Genomic DNA, 898 nt, shown 5'->3' with positions numbered 1-898 from the left:
GTATAAGATAATCATCAAATGCCTTATGATGTCTACTGCCTGATACAAAAATATCTCCTGAACGAATATGATTTCTTAACTTGGTTAAAGCTGCCAATTCATAATAGTGCCGATTAATGTTTCCGTCATCATCATATACATGTTTTTGCCAACGGTTAGATACAAAGTGTAAGGGAGCGCCATGAGGCACTTTTCGTTTACCTGTTTCATTCAATTCATGAATCGTATCAAGTGCTTGTAAAACGGGTTCTCCAGATTTCGTCGCTCTAAAATGAAGACTGCGTAATAAAGTAGGTGCATATCGTCTAACATAGGAATAACGAGTATTTAACAAATCCAAATAGTCATAATTTAAAGGCCGTGATAGTTGTTTTGCTTCTTCAACAGATTCGACCATCTCATTCCATGACATTACTTCATCTAGGGCTGCAAAAGCATCTTTACCCGTTTCTTTTGCCTCAATTAGTGTCCCGCATACAGTAATAAATTGTAAAATCTTCTCGTTTAATTTTTTCCCATTTGCTTGCTGTATTTCGTCTTGTTCTTTTTTCCCTTTTGTTTGAAGATTCATCATAAGACGATCATGAATTTCAATTGCGTAATCTATAAGGTCTTGTGTAATCTCCAATAAAAATGAGACTAACATACTATATCTTTTTACTTCATTGAATCGTCTAAAAGCATATGGCTCATATTTTGATCCTAATCTAGCGAGCTGCCGAAGACGATTTGTATTAATTTTTGTGGTATCAATAGTAAGACCAATTTTTTGAACAAATTGTAATCGGTCTATTACTTTTAAAAATGATTCTGGTGAAGGCTGGGCCGGTACATCTTTTAGCCATGCTAATGGAGATTTACCATTTATAGTTGGTAAAAGTAACGCATCTAATTGATC

General features: G+C 34.6%; 1 pseudogene. It reads right to left on the bottom strand.

Annotated elements, in window-relative coordinates:
• Window positions 1-898, bottom strand: a pseudogene (locus tag ABHN01_RS25885) (Tn3 family transposase); the annotation flags it as partial.

Source organism: Fictibacillus sp. NRS-1165 (assembly GCF_050468105.1).
Lineage (GTDB): Bacteria > Bacillota > Bacilli > Bacillales > Fictibacillaceae > Fictibacillus_C > Fictibacillus_C terrinigri.
This window is presented reverse-complemented; position numbering and strand designations above follow the sequence as displayed.